At 68.2% G+C, this 17,831-nt stretch carries 17 protein-coding genes; 11 read left to right on the forward strand and 6 right to left on the reverse strand.

Annotated features, from left to right (window positions below; genetic code table 11):
* The first annotated feature begins 167 nt into the window (after window positions 1-167).
* The 5 genes from C8E83_RS17730 to C8E83_RS17750 are packed head-to-tail and all read left to right on the forward strand — an operon-like array spanning window position 168 to window position 4,233.
* Window positions 168-986, forward strand: coding sequence for a carbohydrate ABC transporter permease (locus tag C8E83_RS17730; protein WP_211331723.1), 819 nt, complete (start codon window positions 168-170; stop codon window positions 984-986).
* Window positions 986-1,777, forward strand: coding sequence for a carbohydrate ABC transporter permease (locus C8E83_RS17735; RefSeq protein WP_121371405.1), 792 nt, complete (start codon window positions 986-988; stop codon window positions 1,775-1,777). The genes C8E83_RS17730 and C8E83_RS17735 overlap by 1 nt, the downstream gene beginning before the upstream one ends.
* A 44-nt stretch (window positions 1,778-1,821) precedes the next feature.
* A complete protein-coding gene (locus C8E83_RS17740; RefSeq protein ID WP_121371406.1) occupies window positions 1,822-2,187 on the forward strand; it encodes a tautomerase family protein in 366 nt (121 codons plus the stop codon).
* A gap of 44 nt (window positions 2,188-2,231) precedes the next feature.
* The gene (locus tag C8E83_RS17745; protein ID WP_121371407.1) at window positions 2,232-3,281 is read left to right on the forward strand and encodes an NAD-dependent epimerase/dehydratase family protein; all 1,050 of its coding nucleotides are present in this window, start codon (window positions 2,232-2,234) and stop codon (window positions 3,279-3,281) included.
* A gap of 28 nt (window positions 3,282-3,309) precedes the next feature.
* The gene (locus C8E83_RS17750) at window positions 3,310-4,233 is read left to right on the forward strand and encodes an aldo/keto reductase (protein WP_121371408.1); all 924 of its coding nucleotides are present in this window, start codon (window positions 3,310-3,312) and stop codon (window positions 4,231-4,233) included.
* Between the two features lie 277 nt (window positions 4,234-4,510).
* Here the strand turns inward: C8E83_RS17750 and C8E83_RS17755 are convergent, their stop codons facing one another.
* The 4 genes from C8E83_RS17755 to C8E83_RS17770 are packed head-to-tail and all read right to left on the reverse strand — an operon-like array spanning window position 4,511 to window position 8,590.
* The gene (locus tag C8E83_RS17755) at window positions 4,511-5,434 is read right to left on the reverse strand and encodes an NAD-dependent epimerase/dehydratase family protein (protein ID WP_121371409.1); all 924 of its coding nucleotides are present in this window, start codon (window positions 5,432-5,434) and stop codon (window positions 4,511-4,513) included.
* Between the two features lies 1 nt (window position 5,435).
* The gene (locus C8E83_RS17760; RefSeq protein ID WP_121371410.1) at window positions 5,436-5,945 is read right to left on the reverse strand and encodes a ribose-5-phosphate isomerase; all 510 of its coding nucleotides are present in this window, start codon (window positions 5,943-5,945) and stop codon (window positions 5,436-5,438) included.
* A 24-nt stretch (window positions 5,946-5,969) separates the two neighbouring features.
* Window positions 5,970-7,697, reverse strand: coding sequence for a dihydroxyacetone kinase family protein (locus C8E83_RS17765; RefSeq protein ID WP_121369996.1), 1,728 nt, complete (start codon window positions 7,695-7,697; stop codon window positions 5,970-5,972).
* Window positions 7,694-8,590 (reverse strand): DeoR/GlpR family DNA-binding transcription regulator, encoded by an 897-nt coding sequence (locus C8E83_RS17770; RefSeq protein WP_121371411.1) that lies wholly within the window; start codon window positions 8,588-8,590, stop codon window positions 7,694-7,696. The genes C8E83_RS17765 and C8E83_RS17770 overlap by 4 nt, the downstream gene beginning before the upstream one ends.
* Window positions 8,591-8,806: 216 nt before the next feature.
* On the opposite strand from C8E83_RS17770, the gene C8E83_RS17775 reads away from it, so the two are divergent.
* From C8E83_RS17775 to C8E83_RS17800, 5 genes are all read left to right on the forward strand, one after another.
* A complete protein-coding gene (locus C8E83_RS17775; RefSeq protein ID WP_121371412.1) occupies window positions 8,807-10,129 on the forward strand; it encodes an MFS transporter in 1,323 nt (440 codons plus the stop codon).
* Window positions 10,116-11,009 (forward strand): cyclase family protein, encoded by an 894-nt coding sequence (locus C8E83_RS17780; RefSeq protein ID WP_170159999.1) that lies wholly within the window; start codon window positions 10,116-10,118, stop codon window positions 11,007-11,009. Before C8E83_RS17775 ends, C8E83_RS17780 begins: the two co-directional genes overlap by 14 nt.
* Window positions 11,010-11,077: 68 nt before the next feature.
* On the forward strand, window positions 11,078-12,118 hold the full coding sequence (locus C8E83_RS17785; RefSeq protein WP_170160000.1) for a four-carbon acid sugar kinase family protein: 1,041 nt from the start codon (window positions 11,078-11,080) through the stop codon (window positions 12,116-12,118).
* Window positions 12,115-13,161: a 4-hydroxythreonine-4-phosphate dehydrogenase PdxA gene (pdxA, locus tag C8E83_RS17795; RefSeq protein WP_121371414.1), complete on the forward strand. Its 1,047-nt coding sequence runs from the start codon at window positions 12,115-12,117 to the stop codon at window positions 13,159-13,161. The genes C8E83_RS17785 and pdxA overlap by 4 nt, the downstream gene beginning before the upstream one ends.
* Entirely contained in the window at window positions 13,158-14,339 is a 1,182-nt protein-coding gene (locus tag C8E83_RS17800; RefSeq protein WP_121371415.1) for a mandelate racemase/muconate lactonizing enzyme family protein, read from the forward strand. The genes pdxA and C8E83_RS17800 overlap by 4 nt, the downstream gene beginning before the upstream one ends.
* Here the strand turns inward: C8E83_RS17800 and C8E83_RS17805 are convergent.
* Together C8E83_RS17805 and C8E83_RS17810 are read right to left on the reverse strand one after the other, a co-directional pair.
* Window positions 14,336-15,283 carry a family 43 glycosylhydrolase gene (locus tag C8E83_RS17805; RefSeq protein ID WP_121371416.1) on the reverse strand — a complete coding sequence of 316 codons (948 nt, stop codon included), beginning with the start codon at window positions 15,281-15,283 and terminating at the stop codon, window positions 14,336-14,338. The genes C8E83_RS17800 and C8E83_RS17805 overlap by 4 nt on opposite strands.
* 26 nt (window positions 15,284-15,309) lie before the next feature.
* On the reverse strand, window positions 15,310-16,617 hold the full coding sequence (locus tag C8E83_RS17810) for an ABC transporter substrate-binding protein (protein ID WP_121371417.1): 1,308 nt from the start codon (window positions 16,615-16,617) through the stop codon (window positions 15,310-15,312).
* A 161-nt stretch (window positions 16,618-16,778) separates the two neighbouring features.
* On the opposite strand from C8E83_RS17810, the gene C8E83_RS17815 reads away from it, so the two are divergent.
* Window positions 16,779-17,819, forward strand: coding sequence for a LacI family DNA-binding transcriptional regulator (locus C8E83_RS17815; protein ID WP_121371992.1), 1,041 nt, complete (start codon window positions 16,779-16,781; stop codon window positions 17,817-17,819).
* Window positions 17,820-17,831 lie beyond the last annotated feature (12 nt).

The raw sequence follows: 17,831 nt of genomic DNA on the forward strand, positions 1-17,831 counted from the left end.
GAGCGAACCGCCTTCGACAATCGATCAAGGACGACACTGTGGCATCCACGACACCCGTCACCGTTCCCCGACCGCGAGACACGACACCGCGTTCTCGCGGCGGGGGGCGCCCCGCAAAGCGACTCCAACTACGGCCCTCCGGACTCCCCTGGATCCTGCCGGCCCTAGTGCTCGTCGTCGGCCTCCTCTATTACTGCATCGGCTACACCGGCTACATCTCGACGCTGACGTGGAACGGCACTGACATCGAGAAGCTCCACGTCGGGCTGGCGAACTACGTGGCGGCGCTGCAGGATCCGGTGTTCTGGAAGGCGCTGTTCCACACCGTCGTCTACTTCGTGACGACGTTCGTGATCCAGACCGCGCTCGGCGTCTTCTTCGCCCTGCTGCTGCACTCGCGGGTGCGGCTCGGCGCGCTTTACAAGATCATCCTGTTCGTGCCGGTGGTGCTCGCGCCGGCCGTGATGGCGCCGGTGTTCCGGCAGGTCTTCGCCGCCGACGGGCAGTTCAACTTCGTGCTCGACCACATCGGCCTGTCGTCGCTGGCGCAGCCCTGGCTGGCGCAGTCGAGCACGGCCCTACCGGTGATCATGTCGATCACGATCTGGGAGTGGACAGGCCTCACGTTCATCCTTTACTACGCGGCCATGGGCCAGATCGAGCCGGAGATGCTGGAGGCCGCGCGGCTTGACGGCGCGGGCAACGGGCGCGTGCTCTGGAGCATCATCTGGCCGAGCCTCCGCGGCACGACGACGGCACTGCTGATGCTCAGCGCGATCAGCGCGCTGAAGACCTTCGACATCCCGTACCTGGTCACCGTCGGCGGGCCGAACTACTCCACCGAGTTCCTCGGCACGCTCATCTACCGACAGTCGATCCCGCAGAGCAACGTCGGGTACGGCGCCGCCCTCTCGATCCTGCTGCTGATCCTGGCCCTCGGGCTGGCGATCGTGCTGCAGCTCGTCGGGCGCGAGAGGAAGAACTGATGTTCATCGAAGCCCGCTCCCGCCGCGCGCGGATCATCATGCAGGTGGTGCTGAGCCTCGCGGTGCTGCCCTACCTCTTCCCCCTCATCGCGATGGTGCAGGGATCCCTGTCGGGCCAGGGCTGGACCAACTACGCCCGCGTGCTCGCGGTGCCCGGCTTCGCGCTGTTCTTCCGCAACAGCGCGATCATCGCGGCCATCACGATCGCCCTCGTGCTCGCGGTGACGATGCTCGCGGCGTTCGGCTTCTCGAAGCTGCACATGCGTGCCCGCGAGATGTACTTCTGGGCTCTGCTCGCCTGCCTGACACTGCCCGAGGTGGTGCTGCTCACGCCGCTCTTCGTGACCGCGTCGACGCTGGGGCTCTACAACACGTACTGGTCGGTGATCCTGCCCCTCGCCGCCCTGCAGGTACCTTTCGCGGTTCTGCTCGCAAGGAACTTCGTCAACGGGATCCCCGATGAGCTCTTCGAGGCGTCGCGAGTCGACGGTGCCAGCGTTTATCAGTCGTTCTGGTACATCATCGTGCCGCTGACTCGTCCGATCATGGCGTCGATCGTCATCATCACCCTCATCGCCGCGTGGAACGACTACCTGTTCCCGCTCGTGTTCTTGCAGGACACGGGGACGCAGACAGTGACTCTCATCCCGCAGTTCTTCGTGGGCCAGTTCACGAACGACCAGACGAAGGTCCTCGCCTCGGCGGTCATCACGGCCCTGCCCGAGGTCGTCGCCTATCTCTGCCTGCAGCGCCTGTTCGAACGCGGCCTCGCCGCGGGCGCTCTCAAGTAAGACCAGCACACCCCACCGATCAGAAACCCCTCCGAAGGAGAACCATGCCTCTCATCCGAGTCGACCTCGACCGAGCCCTGTTCGACGAGAAGCACGACCAGATCAGCACCGAGATCCACCAAGCGCAGATCGATGCACTCGAGATCCCCGCCGACGACAAGTTCCAGACCTTCCATCCTCACGGCGCGGGCGAGCTCAAGTTCGACCCGACCTACGGCGGCGTCGACCGGCAGAGCCTCGTCATCATCCAGATCCTGATGGTGCGTCGCTACACCGTCGAGATCAAGCGTCGCCTGTACCGCGCGATCGTCGAACGGCTCGAAGCCATCGGGATCAGGCGCGAGGACATCCAGATCGGCGTCGTCGAGAACTACTACGAGGACTGGTTCGCCGGCACGCTCGCCGACTGACGAGCACTCGCGACCGACCGAACCACCGATCACAAGGGATCATCATGACTTTCCACACTCCGCTTTCCGTGCTCTTCATCGGCGGCACAGGAACCATCAGCGCCTCGAGCGTGCGCCGAGCCGTCGCCGACGGCATGACCGTCACCGTCCTCAACCGGGGCGTCAACGCGGCCTCCCGCGACCTGCCCGACGAGGTGACGTGGCTCACCGCCGACGTCCACGACCCCGAGGCGGTCACGAATGCGGTCAGGGACAGGACGTTCGACTCGGTCGTGAACTTCCTGTCGTTCACCGCGGAGGACACGGCCGCGTCCGTCGACCTCTTCCGCGACCGGACGAAGCAGTACATCCACATCAGCACGGCCTCTTTGTACGGCAAACCCGTGTTGCAGGTGCCGATCACCGAGTCGACGCCGATCCACAACCGGTTCGTGGCCTACTCCCGGGCCAAGATCGAGGCCGAGAGAGTGCTCCAAGAGGCCTACGCGACGAGCGACTTCCCGATGACGATCGTGCGTCCCTCGCACACCTACGATGACGCCAACCCACCGCTTCCCGGCGGGTGGACCGTCGTGGACCGCATCCTCCGCGGCGCCGAGATCCCCGTGCACGGAGACGGCACGTCCCTGTGGACCCTCACCCACTCCGACGATCTCGCCCAGGGTCTCATCGGCCTGATCGGCAACCCCCGTGCCATCGGCGAGGTGTTCCACATCACCAGCGATGACGTCTACACCTGGGACCAGATCTACACGATCGTCGCCGAAGCCCTCGGCACGAGGGCGAACCTCGTGCACATCGCGTCCGAGATGTTCACCGTGGCCGCACCCGAGTGGGGCTGGTCGGAGCTGTACCGGGGCGACCTGGGCCACAGTGCGATCTTCGACAACACGAAGATCCGCCGCTTCGTCCCGAGTTATTCGCCGCACCTGACGTTCCATCGTGCGGTCCTGAGAATGCTCGAGTGGCGCTCCGCCCATCCTGAGTCGACCGGATCCGACTCGAGCACCGAGGCGATCCTCGACCGGATGGTCGAGGGCTACCACCGTTCGCGGGCGGTCTTCGAGTCGCTCACGCCGGCACTCGCTCACTGAGTCCCCCAGTGCACACAGGGGCGAAGAGATGACGCAGGGGCCCGGCCGACGTCGACTCGGTCGGTCGGGTCTCCCCGTTACGGCGATCGGCATCGGCACGAGCCCTCTCGGTGGCATGCCGAGCCTCTACGGGTACGACGTCGGCGAAGAGCAGGCCATCGCCACGGTCCTGGCCGCCCTCGAAAGCCCGGTCCGTTTCCTCGACACGTCGAACGGCTACGCCGATGCAGAGCGTCGAATTGGAGCAGCCATCGGCCGCCGAGGTGGCCTGCCTGACGACTATGTGCTCGCAACAAAGGTCGATCCGTTGCCGGGGAGCCTCGATTTTTCCGGCTCCCGCGTCCGCGCCTCGTTGGAGGAGAGCCTGACCCGACTGGGCGTTTCCCGCCTCAAACTGCTGTACCTTCACGACCCGGAGAGAATCAGCTTCGAGACGGCCATGTCGACCGGTGGGCCGGTCCGCGAGCTCGTCCGTCTCCGAGACGAAGGAGTCGTCGACCATCTTGGCGTCGCCGGCGGCGACCTGACCCAACTCGCCGCCTATATCGACACGGACATCTTCGATGTCATGCTCACCCACTCCAGGTTCACGCTGCTGGACCGCTCGGCGTCAGAGTTGATCGACATCGCGCACGCCAGGGGAATCGGGGTCGTGAACGCGGCCCCCTTCGCAGCCGGCCTCCTCTCGCGCGGGCCCGGCAAGCAACCCGGTTATGCCTATCCCGCCGATGACCAACGACTGAATCGCAAAGTCGACGAGATGATCGAGGCGAGCAGCAAGTTCTCGATCCCGCTGGCCGCGGCAGCTCTCCAGCTCTCGCTGCACGACGAGCGCATTTCGTCGACCGTCGTCGGAATGTCGTCGCCCACGCGCCTGCAGTCCCTCGTCGAGCTCGCACAGGTGCCTATACCCGAGGAGCTGTGGACGGCGTTACACAGAATCAGCCGATGATCCTCCGAGTACGAGCGAGCCGAGCGACTCCAACAGGACTCATGCAGCCGTACATGCAACCGAGAGAACCGATGACTCTACACGAGCAGAAGTCGTCGGGCTGCAGAGAAGTCGGACCCCTTCGTATCCAGTCCCGGTCTCCAGAGTCGAGGCCGATCCCGACGTATCCGGCCCGTGGGACCGCATCGTCACGTTCACGGAAGGCATCGGACTTTCGTCGGCAGGGCGCGCGGCCGCACGTCGCCGGACGAGGTCCAGCCCGTCGCCAGCTAGTGCGTCATCGACCTGACGACGGAGTTCCGGGTGAGGTCGAGGAACGACCCTGCAGCGACCTTCCGTCGGAATCCAGGTAATCCCGCCACGACCGAGTCGGTGTCCAGCCGAGCAGGCGGCGAGCCTTCTCGGTCGTGATGCCCGAGGCATCCGGTCGTTCCAGAGGACGAAGCTCGATGCCTTCGCCGTAGTAGCGGCGCAGGATCTCGGCGAAGTCGTGGCCGCCGGCGTTGTCAGCCGCAGCTATGTAGAACACCTCATGGCCGGGGAGATCCGATTCGGCCGCGAGAACGAGCGCGTCGGCGAGGTCGTACACGTCGATGTAGCTGCCGAAATTGGCGCTCACCTCTGACGCGTCGCGAACCTTGGGTCCGAGGTTGGACTCGTAGTTGTCCTCGTTGTGCACCGTGCTGGGCCGGATCGAGATGGCACGCAGATCGGAGCGCCGAACAGCGGCGTCCATCAGCTGCTCGCCGAAGGACTTCGAAAGCGCGTAGGGATCCTGCGGGTACAGCGGGTGCTGCTCGTCGACGGGCACGTAGTCGGGCAGGAAGTCCCTTTCCGGGAAGAAATTGCCGACGATGCTCTCGCTCGACACGTTGACGAACCGCTTCACCCCGAATCGGACCGCCGCTTCCACGAGGTTGAACGTCGACATCAGATTCGTCTGGAAGACCACGTGCGGCGGATGCCCCGTCGGCTGCGGGATCGCCGCGACGTGCACGACGGCGTCCGCTCCTGCGACGACGGAGAACGCGGACCCGGCATCGGTGAGGTCTGCCATGACGTAGCGGCCCGGCACCACCTCACCCGCGTCGAACACCGGGCGGACGAGGTCGACTCCGACCACGTCATGGCCGGCATCGACGAACGCCCGGACCGTGGCGCGGCCCACCTTGCCACGCGACCCCGTCACGACGACGCGCACGTCAGCACCCTTCCGCGACTGAGAGCGCTTCCGAAGGGTTCGAGTGGGCGTTGGATTGTTCGTAGTCGGTGAGCACCTGGACCTTCTCGGCCGAGGCGCTGGACTCGTCGAAGCGGTAGGTGAGCCACTCGCGCACGTTGCGGCGCGCCAGTTCGATGCCGACGACGCGCTGGCCCATGCACAGGATCTGCACGTTGTTCGAGAGGATCGACCGCTCGACCGAGAACGAGTCGTGCGCGGTGACGGCGCGGATGCCGGGCACCTTGTTGGCGCTCATCGCGACGCCGAGGCCGGTGCCGCAGATGAGGATCGCACGGTCGGCGTCGCCGCGGGCGATGATCTCGGCGGCGGCGATCGCGACCGACGGGTACGGGGTGTGGGAGTCGGCGTCGACGCCGACGTCGATCACGGAAGCGACGCCCTCGTTCTTCTCGAGGTCGCCCTTGATGATCTCCTTGTAGTCGAAGCCGGCGTCGTCGGCGCCGATGACGAGTCGAAGCTGATCGGTCATGATGCTCTCCTTCTGTCTGGTTTGTTACGAGCGGGCGTCGGCGAGGACGCCTGCGATGGTCTGGGTGATGAGGGCGAGCGAGACGGCGCCCGCGTCGGGCGTGCCGAGGCTCTTCTCGGCGTGCGGGCGGGCGCGGCCCATCTTCGGCAGGAGGTCCTTGGTCGCGTCCGCGGCGGCGGTCGCCACGTCGGCGGCGGCCTTCCAGGCGTCGACGAGGGTGTCTCCGGCGTCGATGCGCTCGGTGAGGGTGTCGCTGAACGGCACGAGCACGTCGACCATGGTCTTGTCGCCGACCGTGGCGCCGAAGTCGAGGATCTCGGACTTCGCGCTCGCGACACCTTCGGCGATGCGGTGCCGCGACGCGGGCTCGGTGTCGGTGAGTGCCGCTCCGACGGCGGCGAGGGCCGAGCCCCAGAGGGCGCCCGAGGTGCCGCCGGCCCGGTCGGACCACGCGTCGCCGGCGAGGTTCAGCACCGTCTCGGCTCCTGCGCCCTTGCCCGACGCGTCGCGGGCGGCGTCGACGGCGGCGTGGACTCCGCGCTGCATGCCGATGCCGTGGTCGCCGTCGCCGGCGACCGCGTCGATGCGGCCGAGCTCGTCGGCGTTCTCGTCGATGGTGCCCTTGATCGCTTCCAGGGCGGTCACGACGAGCGCGGCAGCCTCCCGCGATTCGGGCGAGGAGTCAGGGATGGCGGCGGCGAAGTCGTCCTCGTCGTGGATGTCCGCTGCTCCTGCGACCTCGGCGACCGCGCCCTTCTTGTAGGCGGGAGCGTCGCACGGAGCCGACCAGAAGCCCTCGAGCTCGTCGTCGAGCCAGAACAGCGTCAGCGAGGCGCCGGCCATGTCGAAGCTCGTGACGAGCTCGCCGACCTCGGGCTCGACGATCTCGATGCCCTTCTCGGTGAGCAGCTGGTCGATCTTCGCGTAGACGACGAAGAGCTCTTCGTACTTCACCGAGCCGAGACCGTTCAGGATCACGGCCACCCGCTGCCCGGCCGCCTGCTCGACCCCGTCGGGCAACTCGGCCAGCAGGGTGTCGACGAACAGCTCGGCGAGGCCGTTCGCGGTCGGGATGTCGGTCTCGGAGATGCCGGGCTCGCCGTGGATTCCGAGGCCCACGGCCATGCGGCCCTCGGGCACGGTGAACAGCGGCTCGTCGGCACCGGGCAGCGAGCAGCCGGTGAAGGCGACGCCGAACGACCGGGTGCGCTCGTTGGCCTTCTGCGCGACCGCGACCACCTGGTCGAGGTCGTAGCCGGCGTCGGACGCCGCGCTCGCCACCTTGAAGACGGTGAGGTCGCCGGCGATGCCGCGACGCTTGTGCTTCTCGTCTTTCGAGGCACTGGCGACGTCGTCGGTGATCGTGACGGTCTGGGTCGGGATGCCCTCGGCGCGCAGCTTCTCTTGCGCGCGGTCGAAGTTCAGCACGTCGCCGGCGTAGTTGCCGTAGCTCAGCAGCACGCCGCCGCCGTTGTTCGCCGACTTCGACACGGAGCGCACCTGCTGCCAGGACGGAGACGCGAAGAGGTTGCCGAGGGCGGCGCCGTGGGCGAGGCCCTGGCCGACGAGGCCGCCGAACGCCGGGTAGTGGCCCGAGCCGCCGCCGATGACGACTGCCACCGATCCTGGTGTCGAAGCGGTCGACCGCACCACCCCGCCGTGGACCTTGCGGACCCAGCGCTTGTTGGCGGCGACGAATCCGTCGGTCGCCTCGTCGGCGAAGTCGGTGGGCTCGTTGTAGAGACGAGTCATGAAACGCTCCCTTGGGTTGGTGTCGACGGCGACTCGATATTCGGATCGAGCCTCTTCTGGCCTCTGTTCCGTGTGGTCGCGGCGTGGTCATCGTCAGCGCCCGAAATCACGATCGTGACGTCACCCCTCGCACGGAACGGCGCGAGCTGGACCTCGGTGACGCCCGAATCCGTGATGAGTGTCCATGGCTTGTCCAGGGGCGCCCACGCGTCGAACGCCGCGAGGCCGAATTTCGAGCTGTCGGCGAGGACGTAGATGTCGCGGGCGTGGGCCATCATCAGCTCTTTGAGGCGGGTCTGCACCGGGCTCGCCTCGCAGATTCCGAACCGTGCGTCGATGCTGTCGGCCCCCAGGAAGACGCGATCGGCCGTGAGCCGCGTCAGGGCGAGTTCGGCGAGCGGGCCGACGAAGCCCTGACTGATGCCACGGAGATCGCCCCCGAGGGAGATCACGTGGATGTTCTCTGCATCCGCGAGCTCGGCGAGGGCTGTCATGCCGTTGGTGATGACGGTGAGTCCGCGTCGTGACCTGACGCGCCGGGCCAGCCGCCCCACGGTCGTCCCTGCGTCCAGGATGACGGTCTCGTCGTCGAGGACGAATCTCGCTGCCGCTCGCGAGATGTCTTCCTTCTGCGCCACAGCCATGACGGCGCGCTGACCCAGCGACGGCTCGCCTGACGGCGATGCGGCGATCGCCCCGCCGTAGGTGCGGGTGAGTTCGCCATCCGCGGTCAACGTCGAGAGATCTCGCCGGATCGTGGAGGCCGTCACGTCGAAGAGCCGGGCCAGGTGATCGACATCGACGAGACCATCACGCGTGGTGACGTGCACGATCTGCGCACGTCGCTCGCGGGGCCTCAGCCGGTCGGGCTCGTTCGTCACTCGAGCTGCCATGGCGACCTCCGCTTCGCTTGCGCGTAGTGCGCACCTGTGCATCCTACCGGCTCGGATTGCGCGCATTCGGGGGACCGTCTCCTTCGCGCCATCTCCCTTACGCCACGACGCAGGGGGCTTGAGATGTGCGCGTAATGCGCAGTATGGTCACACAGTGCGCGATTCGCGCAGACTCGACGGGCGACGAAGTCGTCGTCCCAGCGACCGGAGGTCTTTGTGAACGACACACGCAAGTCGTCATCAGGCGGAGTGTTCCTCGTCTGGCTCACCGTGTTTCTCGGTTGGGCGGTGACGACACTCGATCTGCAGATCGTGAGCTTCGTGCAGGCGCCCATGGCGGAGTCGCTGCACATCAGCACGAAGGAGGTCGGCAACGCCTTCTTCCTCTACGCCGTCGGTCTCGGACTCGGCGCCCTCGTGCTCGGGTACTTCAGCGATCGACTCTTCGGACGCCGGAAGGCGTTCCTCTACGGCATCCTGGGCACCGTCCTCATGACGGGGCTCACGGGTCTGGTCCAGAACGGCCCGGAACTCATGGTCGTAAGGTTCCTCGCGGGGTTCTTCTCGGGCGGTGAGTGGGCGATGGGCCTCGCGATGCTCTCGGAGTTCGCTCCGACGAGGCGCCGGTCGATCCTCCTCGCCGGAACCCAGGCCGGCGTCGGCGTCGGCTACGGCCTGGCCAACGTCTTCGCGCAGACCTTCGGTTCTCCGACGGCTGCGGGCTGGCGCGTCGCCTACCTCGCTTCCTTCGCCTTCGCGGCCCTCGCCTACCTCGTCCGTCTGCGCCTGCGCGAGTCGCCGCAGTGGAGCAAGCTCCGGGACGATCAGGCGGCGCGACCAGGCGAGTTCTCGCAGGGCCTACGCGCCCTCTTCGCCAAGAAGCAGATCCGCTACACCGTCATAGCCCTCGTGGTTGCCTTCCTGATCGGCGCACCTCAGGGCGGATGGGACTTCAACTACCCCGCCTGGTACGCGCACGGTGGCATCACCGGCCACTCCATCCCGGCAGTGTCGGGCAACACGCTCACGTACGCGTATGAGATCGCCCTCATCGTCTCGACCGTGTTCGGCGGATGGTTCATGGACCGGGTGTCAGCGAAATGGACCCTTCCCCTCGTGTGGATCGCGGTACCGTTCACGCTTCTCATCTGGCTCGCCCCCTTCACCCAGGGCGTCTTCCCGATCGCGTCGTACCTGTTCGTCGCCGGATTCTTCCGCCAACTGGGCTGGAGCGTGACGGCCGCCTACTTCGTGCTGCTGTTCCCCACCCGGATCCGCGGCGTCGGCATGGGCCTCGCGGTCGTCGCCGAGTGGTCGCTCGGATACGGCACGTCCGCCTTCTGGGGCACCGGCCTCGTCAGCGCCGGCAACTGGAATCTGTTCTGGCTCCTCCAGGTCATCCTGCTCGCGCTGATCCCGATCCCGATGGTGATAGCAGGTATCGAGACACGCGGTCGCAGGCTCGACTTCCAGGAGGAGCCCCGGCCGCTTGACAACGCGGCACCGGAGCCGGATGGTGGCGTGCGTGCGCACGCCTGAGCCTGGCGAGATCGGCCGCGTGGGCGACGTCGGCGAGGACGACGTGCTCTCCGCGCTCGCCAGGGTCCGCGACGGCCGGATCTACGATCTTGATGCCGGACGATTCGTGGGCATGCCCCAGTGGGACGGCCATCCGACCTTCACGCTGACCCCGTACCGGACTCCGCGAGGCATCCGGCAGGCCCGCGACATCGAGCTGTTCGCCGAAGAGGGCAACGCCGCCGGCGTGAACATGATCACCGAGCTGATGATCGCGGGCATGCACACCGGCACCCACCTCGACGCCCTGTGCCACATCACCGACGCGGACGACACCATGTACGGCGGATACGGCGTCGACGACCACTGCGGCGACTTCGGTCCTGACCGGGCCGACGCCGCCACCATCCCGCCCCTGGTGCTCCGCGGGGTCCTCCTCGACGCGGCTCGTCACTTCGGCGTGCCGTCACTACCGGCCGGGCGTGGCCTGTCGGCCTCGGACCTCCGCGACATGGTCGAGGCGCAGGGCATCACGATCCCCGAGAAGTCGTGCGTGCTCGTCCGTTCCGGACTCATGTCGGTCTGGCCGGATCGAGAGCGCTATCGGGAGAGCGACGGCGCCGGCATCGACCTCGATGCGGCACGATGGCTGATCGACGACCTCGGCTGCGCCGTGATCGGCTCGGACACGTCCACGGTCGAGCAGATCCCCTCGACGGCGCCGGGGAACCCTCACCCCGTTCACGAGTTCGCACTGCGGAACCGTGGCGTGCACCTTCTCGAGAACGCCTACCTGGAAGACCTCGCCGCCGACGGTGTGTACGAGTTCGCGCTCGTCTGCCTGCCGCTGAAGATCGCGGGAGCCACCGGCTCCATGGTCCGTCCGGTGGCGATCGCGTGACGTGCTCGGCCCTCCCGGGCGCGGGGGATCGATCGACCGCGCCCGCTCGTGTGCTGCCTTCCTGGCTCGTGGTCGCCGATGACGTCACGGGAGCACTCGACTCGGCAGTCGGATTCGCGGGAGCGGGCGTCGTCGAGTACGGGGTGACCGCGCCGGCCTCGGCCGACGTCGCCGCAGTCAGTACCGGATCACGCGCGATGGCCTCGCCTCCTGTCGCGCTTCCGGCCGGGGTTGATCCCGCGCGGTTCGAGCGCCTCTACATCAAGATCGACTCGACTCTCCGAGGCTGGCCACGCGAACACGTCGAGGCGGTCATGACCCACTGGCACCCGGGGTCCACGGCCATCATCTGCCCGGCCGCACCAGCACTGGGCAGGATCGTGCGGAACGGTCGCGTCTACGTCGACGACGAGCCCGCCAGTCTGTCCGCGGCGGGCCGCGATCCGATCTCTCCGGCGCGTGCGGATCTGCTGACGGACCTCTTCGGGGCGGCTCTGATCCCGGTGTCAGCGCTTCCCGGCGCGATCGGACGAGTTCCGGCGGTCGTGGTCGACGCCGCGACCGATGCCGATCTGGACGCCATCGCCGCCATCGTCGCCACCGCGGGACCGAAGGCCGTCGCCGTCGGTTCGGCCGGTCTCTCCGCAGCCCTGGGCCGGACGTTCCCGCGTCGGCCGTCCCGGCTCGGGCGAGTCGAAGACGTGATGCTCGTCGTCACGTCCGTGCATCCGGTGACTCGGGTTCAGGTCTCCGAGCTCGACCCGGGCGCGCTCGTCGTTCTCCCTCCGCAGCTGGACGATGAGCGCATCACGCACGACGACGCCCTTCGGACCGCGCGCTCCACCGCGACGCGGGGAGCGGAGCTCCTGCGCTCCAAGCCGGGTGCGGCCGTGATCGTCGTCGGAGGCGACGGCACGGACTCCTTCCTTTCAGCCGTGGGCGCCGAGGGCATAATCGTGAACGGCGCCCTCCTGCCCGGTGTCCCTTTCGGTCGGGTCCGTGGTGGTCCGGCCGAGGGAACCATCATCGTCACCAAGTCCGGAGGCTTCGGCACTCCCGACACTCTAAACGACCTCATCCACATCCTGACCGAGGAGACCCCGAAATGACGCTTCCCACCCTGGCTCTCACCCTCGGCGACGTCGCCGGGATCGGCCCGGAGATCACCGCGAAGACCCTGCTGCTACACCCCGACCTGCGGCGGCGCGCGCGTCCGGTCGTGATCGGCGACGCCGACGCGATGCGACGGGGCATGAGCTTCGCGGGCCTCGATCCCGAGCGCCTGCTCGTGATCGACGATCCGCGCGCCGCCCGCAACGACCCGGAGACGATCGAGCTCGTCCAGACCGGTCCGTCGCTCGCCGACGTGACGGTGGGCCAGCTGAGCGAGGCCGCGGGAGACGGCGCCTACCGCTTCGTGGTCGAGGCGTGCTCGCTGGTGAAGTCCGGCCGCGCCGACGCCATCGTCACCGCCCCACTCAACAAGGCGGCCATGCATGCAGCGGGCCACGACTTCGCGGGGCACACCGAACTGCTGGCGCACGAGTTCGGCGTGACCGACTTCAGCCTGGTGCTGTCGGCCGACGACCTCTACGTGTTCCACCTCACGACGCACGTGTCGCTGCGACAGGCGATCGAGGATGTCACCCCGGAGCGCACCGGTCAGGTGATCCGCCTCGCCCACGGTCTCGCGCGCGCGCTCGGCCGCCCCGACGAGACGATCGCCGTCACCGGGCTCAACCCGCACGCCGGCGAGAATCGTCTCTTCGGCGACGAGGACGCCGACATCCTGCTGCCCGCCATCGAGAGAGCGCGGGCCGAGGGCATTCCGGTCGACGGCCCCATCCCGGCCGATGCGCTCTTCCCCGCCGCCATGCGTCGCGGCCGCTGGAAGCTCCTCGTCGCCTGCTACCACGACCAGGGGCACGCTCCGTTCAAGTCCGTCTACGGCGACGACGGAGTCAACATCACCGTCGGCCTGCCGGCTGTGCGGGTCTCGGTCGACCACGGCACGGCGTTCGACATCGCGGGCACCGGGTCAGCGAACGAGGCGAGCATGCTCCTCTCCTGCGAGCGGGCCGCCGAGCTCGCGCCAGGCTGGGGCGCCGTCGTCGAGGCCTTGCAGGAGCCGCGCGGCCGGGTCTCGCGATGAGGCTGACGGGCTTCGAGGTCCTCGACTGCGACCTCGGCTGGCGCACGATCTCGTTCGTGAAGATCAGCGCCGACGACGGCTCGACGGGCTGGTCGGAGTGCACCGACAGCTTCGGCTCGGGAGGGCTCCAAGCGGTGATCCTGTCGCTCCGCGACCGAATTCTGGGACAGGATCCGAGACGGCTCACGCACCTGATCGGCTCGCTGCGCTCCCTGCTCTCACCGGCGCCCGGCGGCCTCAACCAGATGGCGGTGGGGGCGGTCGAGAACGCGCTCTACGACCTCGTGGCCCGGCACCACGGCATGTCGGTCGCCGAGATGCTCGGCGGCACGGTGCGCGATCGCATACCCGTCTACTGGTCGCACTGCGGCGGGTACCGGACGGGGGCTGCGGCCGCCCTCACGGGCAACGAGGCCCTGACCTCCTACGACGACGTCGAGCGTCTCGGCCGGCAGGTGCGCGATCGCGGCTTCCGCGCTCTCAAGACGAACGTCATCTCGTTCGCAGAGAGCGACGTCTCGGGCAGGCCATTCGCGTGGGCTCGGCACCCGGCGGCGGGCGGGCGGGCGTACGACGATCGCATGATCGCGGACACGGTCGACACTCTCGCCGCCTTCCGGCGTGGGGCGGGGCCGGATCTCGCGATCCTGCTCGACGTGAATTACAACTACCTGGCCGACGGGTACCGGCGCATCGCGCGGGCCGCCTCGGCCTTCGACCTCGCCTGGCTCGAGCTCGATGGCCTGGCGCCCGGTGAGCTCGCGGCGCTGCGGGCGGCGGCGGGCATGCCCGTGGCGTCGGGGGAGTCACTCTTCGGACTGCCGCAGTACCTGCCGTACCTCGCGGGCGGAGCAGTCGACGTCGCGATCGTCGACGTGGTGTGGAACGGCATCGCCGAGGCGGTGTCGGTCGCTCGCACGGCGGCCGCGCACTCGCTGGCGGTCGCTCCGCACAACTTCTACGGCCACCTGTCGACGATCATGTCGGCGCATTTCTGCGCCGTGACGCCGAACCTGGCGCTCATGGAGGTCGACGTCGACGGCGTGCCGTGGCGCGACGACCTCGTCGACGTGCCGCCGGTCATCGAGCGCGGCGAGCTCGTGCTGCCCTCCGGCCCTGGCTGGGGTGTGGAGGTGAACGAGGAGGCGATCCGTGCCCACGCACCGCGGCGGCGCTAGGCGCCGACGTGCGGCACGCCTCCGTCGAACGAGAGTCGCGCCGCGCCGATCGACCACGTGAAGCCGTCGTCGGGATCGCCCTGGAAGAAGAGATACTCCTGCCCGTCGGCGTCGCGGAAGTAGCCCGGGTGGCCCGACTCCGATGAGTTCCAGGTGCCCGGTGCACCGGCCGCGACGAGGGGTTCGGCGGAGCCCCGGGTCCACGTCCGACCGTCGGGGCTCGTCGCCCAGCCGATCTGCTGCGGGCGGTTGTTGTAGGCGCCGGCGTAGAACATGGTGAACGTCGAGCCGTCCCATCTCAGGGTCGGCGCCTCGACGCATTCCTCTTCCCATTCGAGCTCGGGCGCCAGGGCGGGCCCGTCGACCGAGAGCTGCTCCCACGCGTCGCGTCCGAAAGTGCTGTCGCGGGAGGCGCGGCTCGTGCCGATCATCTGGATCCGCATGTCAGGATCGCGGGTGACCCACGCGAGCAGCACGTGCTCGCCCGTGTCGACGAGGTCGGCGTCGATCGCACGGCCGCACGTCCAGTCGCCCTCGGGCCGGAAGACCGGGTTCTCGGGGTTGGCCTCGAACATGAGCCCGTCGTCGCTCACGGCGTGGCACAGGGCGTCGAGTCGGCCCTGGCCGTAGGTCTGGAAGAAGAGGTGCACGCGGCCGTCGATGACGATCGCACCGGGTGCCGCGGCTCCCGTCGCGTCGTAGTCGCCGAACGGAGCGAGGGCCGCGACGGTCGACCAGGAGACGAGGTCGCGGCTCTCGGCGATCCCCACCGACCAGCCCGCGGGCTCGTCGTCGCTCGGGGAGGGCAGCGAGAAGTACATCAGGTAGCGCCCGCCGAAGCGGATCACGCTGGGGTCTTTGGCGTATGGGCGGCCCCGCCGCGAGGTGTCGCCCCACGGCGGGCCCAGGAGGGTGACGGCGCTGCCGTCTTCGAGCGCGTCCATTCCTCTTCTCTACTCCCGATCGCGTGTCAGCTCTTGATCTGCGAGGTGAGGGTGTTCTGGAGCGTCGTCAGGGACTCCTTGGGCGTCTTGCCCGAGAGCACGTTCTGCCCGAACACGGACATGGCCGGGGTGCTGTCGACCTTCGAGACGTTGGCGAAGAGCGCGGTGTTGCCGGGGGCCGCCCAGGTCTTGGCGATGGGCTGCCAGTCCTGCACGATCTTCACCTGGTTCGGGTCGGACTGGAACTCGGGCGTCGAGGCGATGGACTTCAGGACCGGGAGGCCGATGCCGGTCTTCTGCGTCCACAGCTCCTTCATGTGCTGGTAGTAGTAGGTCACGAACGCCTCGGAGTCCTTCTGGCTCGGGGTGTTCTTGTACATCATGATGTTGTTCGGGAAGTACAGCGCGCCCTTCTTCCCCGCCGCGCTGACGAGCGGGTCGCCGACCACGAGCTGCGAGGCGACGGAGCCGCCGACGTTCGCGGCGAGTCCGGGCACGTCGATGCCCATGCCGAACTTGCCGGCCTTCCACTCGGAGTTCGAGTTGGTGGCGGTGTAGCTCACCGAGCCCGGGTCGACGTAGCCCTTGCTGATGTTCTCCTTGATGAACTCGAGCGCCTCGATGTTCGCCTGCGTGACGAGGTTCGGCTTGCGCTCCTCGTCGAAGATGCCGCCGCCGTTGTTGATCATGAAACCGGTGATCATCTGGAAGGCGTTGCCGGCGCTCGAGTCGCCGTTGGCCGCGAACCCGTAGACGCCGATCTTCTTCAGAGCCGCAGCGGCGTCGAGGTACGACTGCCAGTCGGTCGGGGGAGTGGCGCCGGCCTTGTCGAGGAGGTCCTTGTTGTACCAGAGCACGCGCATGTCGAGGTTGTAGGGGATCGCGACGTAGCCGTTCGGGGTCTTCATCGTGTCGAGGAGGCCCGGCAGGAAGTCGTCGTAGAGGCCGTTCGACTTCCAGCTGTCGAGGAGGTCGTCGGCGTGGGCGATGAAGCCCTGCTTGTCGAAGAGGAACGCCTGCGTGCCGCCGCCGCTGCTCACGGCGGGGTTGGTCTTCGACGCGACCGAGGTCGCGAAGACCTGGTTGAAGTTCGCCCACTGCACGGCCTGGTAGGTGGCCTTCGGCAGGCTGCCCGAGGGCTTGTAGGCCTCGGTGATCTTCTTGTCGAGCGGGTTGAACGCAGGGCCGCCCCAGGGCATGTTCCAGAACTTGAGCGCGCCGCCGGATGCAGATGCGCCTCCGGTGGTGCACGCGGCGAGGGCCGTCACGGCGGCCGCGCCTCCGACCAGGCCGAGGAATCCTCGGCGCGACACTGATGCTGTGGAAGTCTCCATCGATTCTGTCTCCCTTTCTCGACGTAGCGTTGAGGCCGCAGTTGTTTTGCGCAAGATAATGGGACCTTGCGGGCGGGGAGAGTATGCATGCCCGACTCTGCATGGTCAAGATCGAGGTCTTTGCGCAAAGCATTCGGCATGAGGCGCGCTACGCTGTGGCCATGCCCGGTCGTCCGACCTCCACGAAGCCGACGCTGGCGACCGTCGCGAAGGCAGCCGGGGTCAGCGTGCCGACCGCGTCGAAGGTGCTGAGCGGAGGCACGGACGTCTCGGCGGGCACCCGCGACCGCGTCATCCGCAGCGCCGAGCGGGTCGGCTACCGGCGACCGGGATCGCGGCCCGCGCGCCGGGGCGAGGCCTCGCGGATCCGTCTCGTGGACCTCGTGGTCAGCAACATCGAGGGGACGTGGGCGAACGGCATCCTGAGCGGCGTCGAGTACGCCGCCACCGCCGCCGAATGCGACGTCGTGATCACGATCGCCCGGCCCGGTCGCGACTGGGCGGCGCGACTGCTGCGTCGGCCCTCCGAGGGAGCCGTGGTCGTGCTCGTCGACCCCACGTCCGCACAGCTCGCCGGCCTGCACGCCGCGGGGATCCCGGTCGTGATCATCGACCCCATCAGCCGCCCGCCCGGCTCGGTGCCCAGCGTGGGCGTGACGAACTGGCAGGGGGGCCGGGATGCCGCGCTCCACCTCCTGGAGCGGGGCCATCGACGCTTCGGCGTGATCGGCGGCACGCGCTCCCATCTCTACAGCCGCGCCCGGATCGACGGATTCCGGTCGGCCCTGGACGAGTCAGGCGTCGAGCTCCCCGCCGCCTGGACGGGCGTGGGTGACTGGGATCGCGAGACCGCCCGCGGTGTCGCCCGCGAGATCCTGGGCGGGCGGCAGCGGCCGTCGGCGCTCTTCGCCTGCTCCGACTTCATGGCCGTCGGAGCCTACGAGGCCGCAGCCGAGCTCGGGCTGCGGATCCCCGACGACCTCAGCATCGTCGGCTTCGACGACGTGCCCGAGGCCGAGTGGGCGCGCCCCCAGCTCACGACGGTCCACCAGCCCATCCACGAGATGGGCGCGGCGGCGCTCCGGATGCTGCTGCGACTCCAGCAGGAGGAGCGGGTGCCCGAGGGCGCACCGGCGCCGCGCATCGAGCTCGCGACGCATCTCGTCGTGCGGGGCTCGACCGGCGTGTGGGTCGAGCCGTGAACTCGAACCGTG

Origin of the sequence: Frondihabitans australicus (assembly GCF_003634555.1) — a bacterium.
GTDB classification, from domain to species: domain Bacteria; phylum Actinomycetota; class Actinomycetes; order Actinomycetales; family Microbacteriaceae; genus Frondihabitans; species Frondihabitans australicus.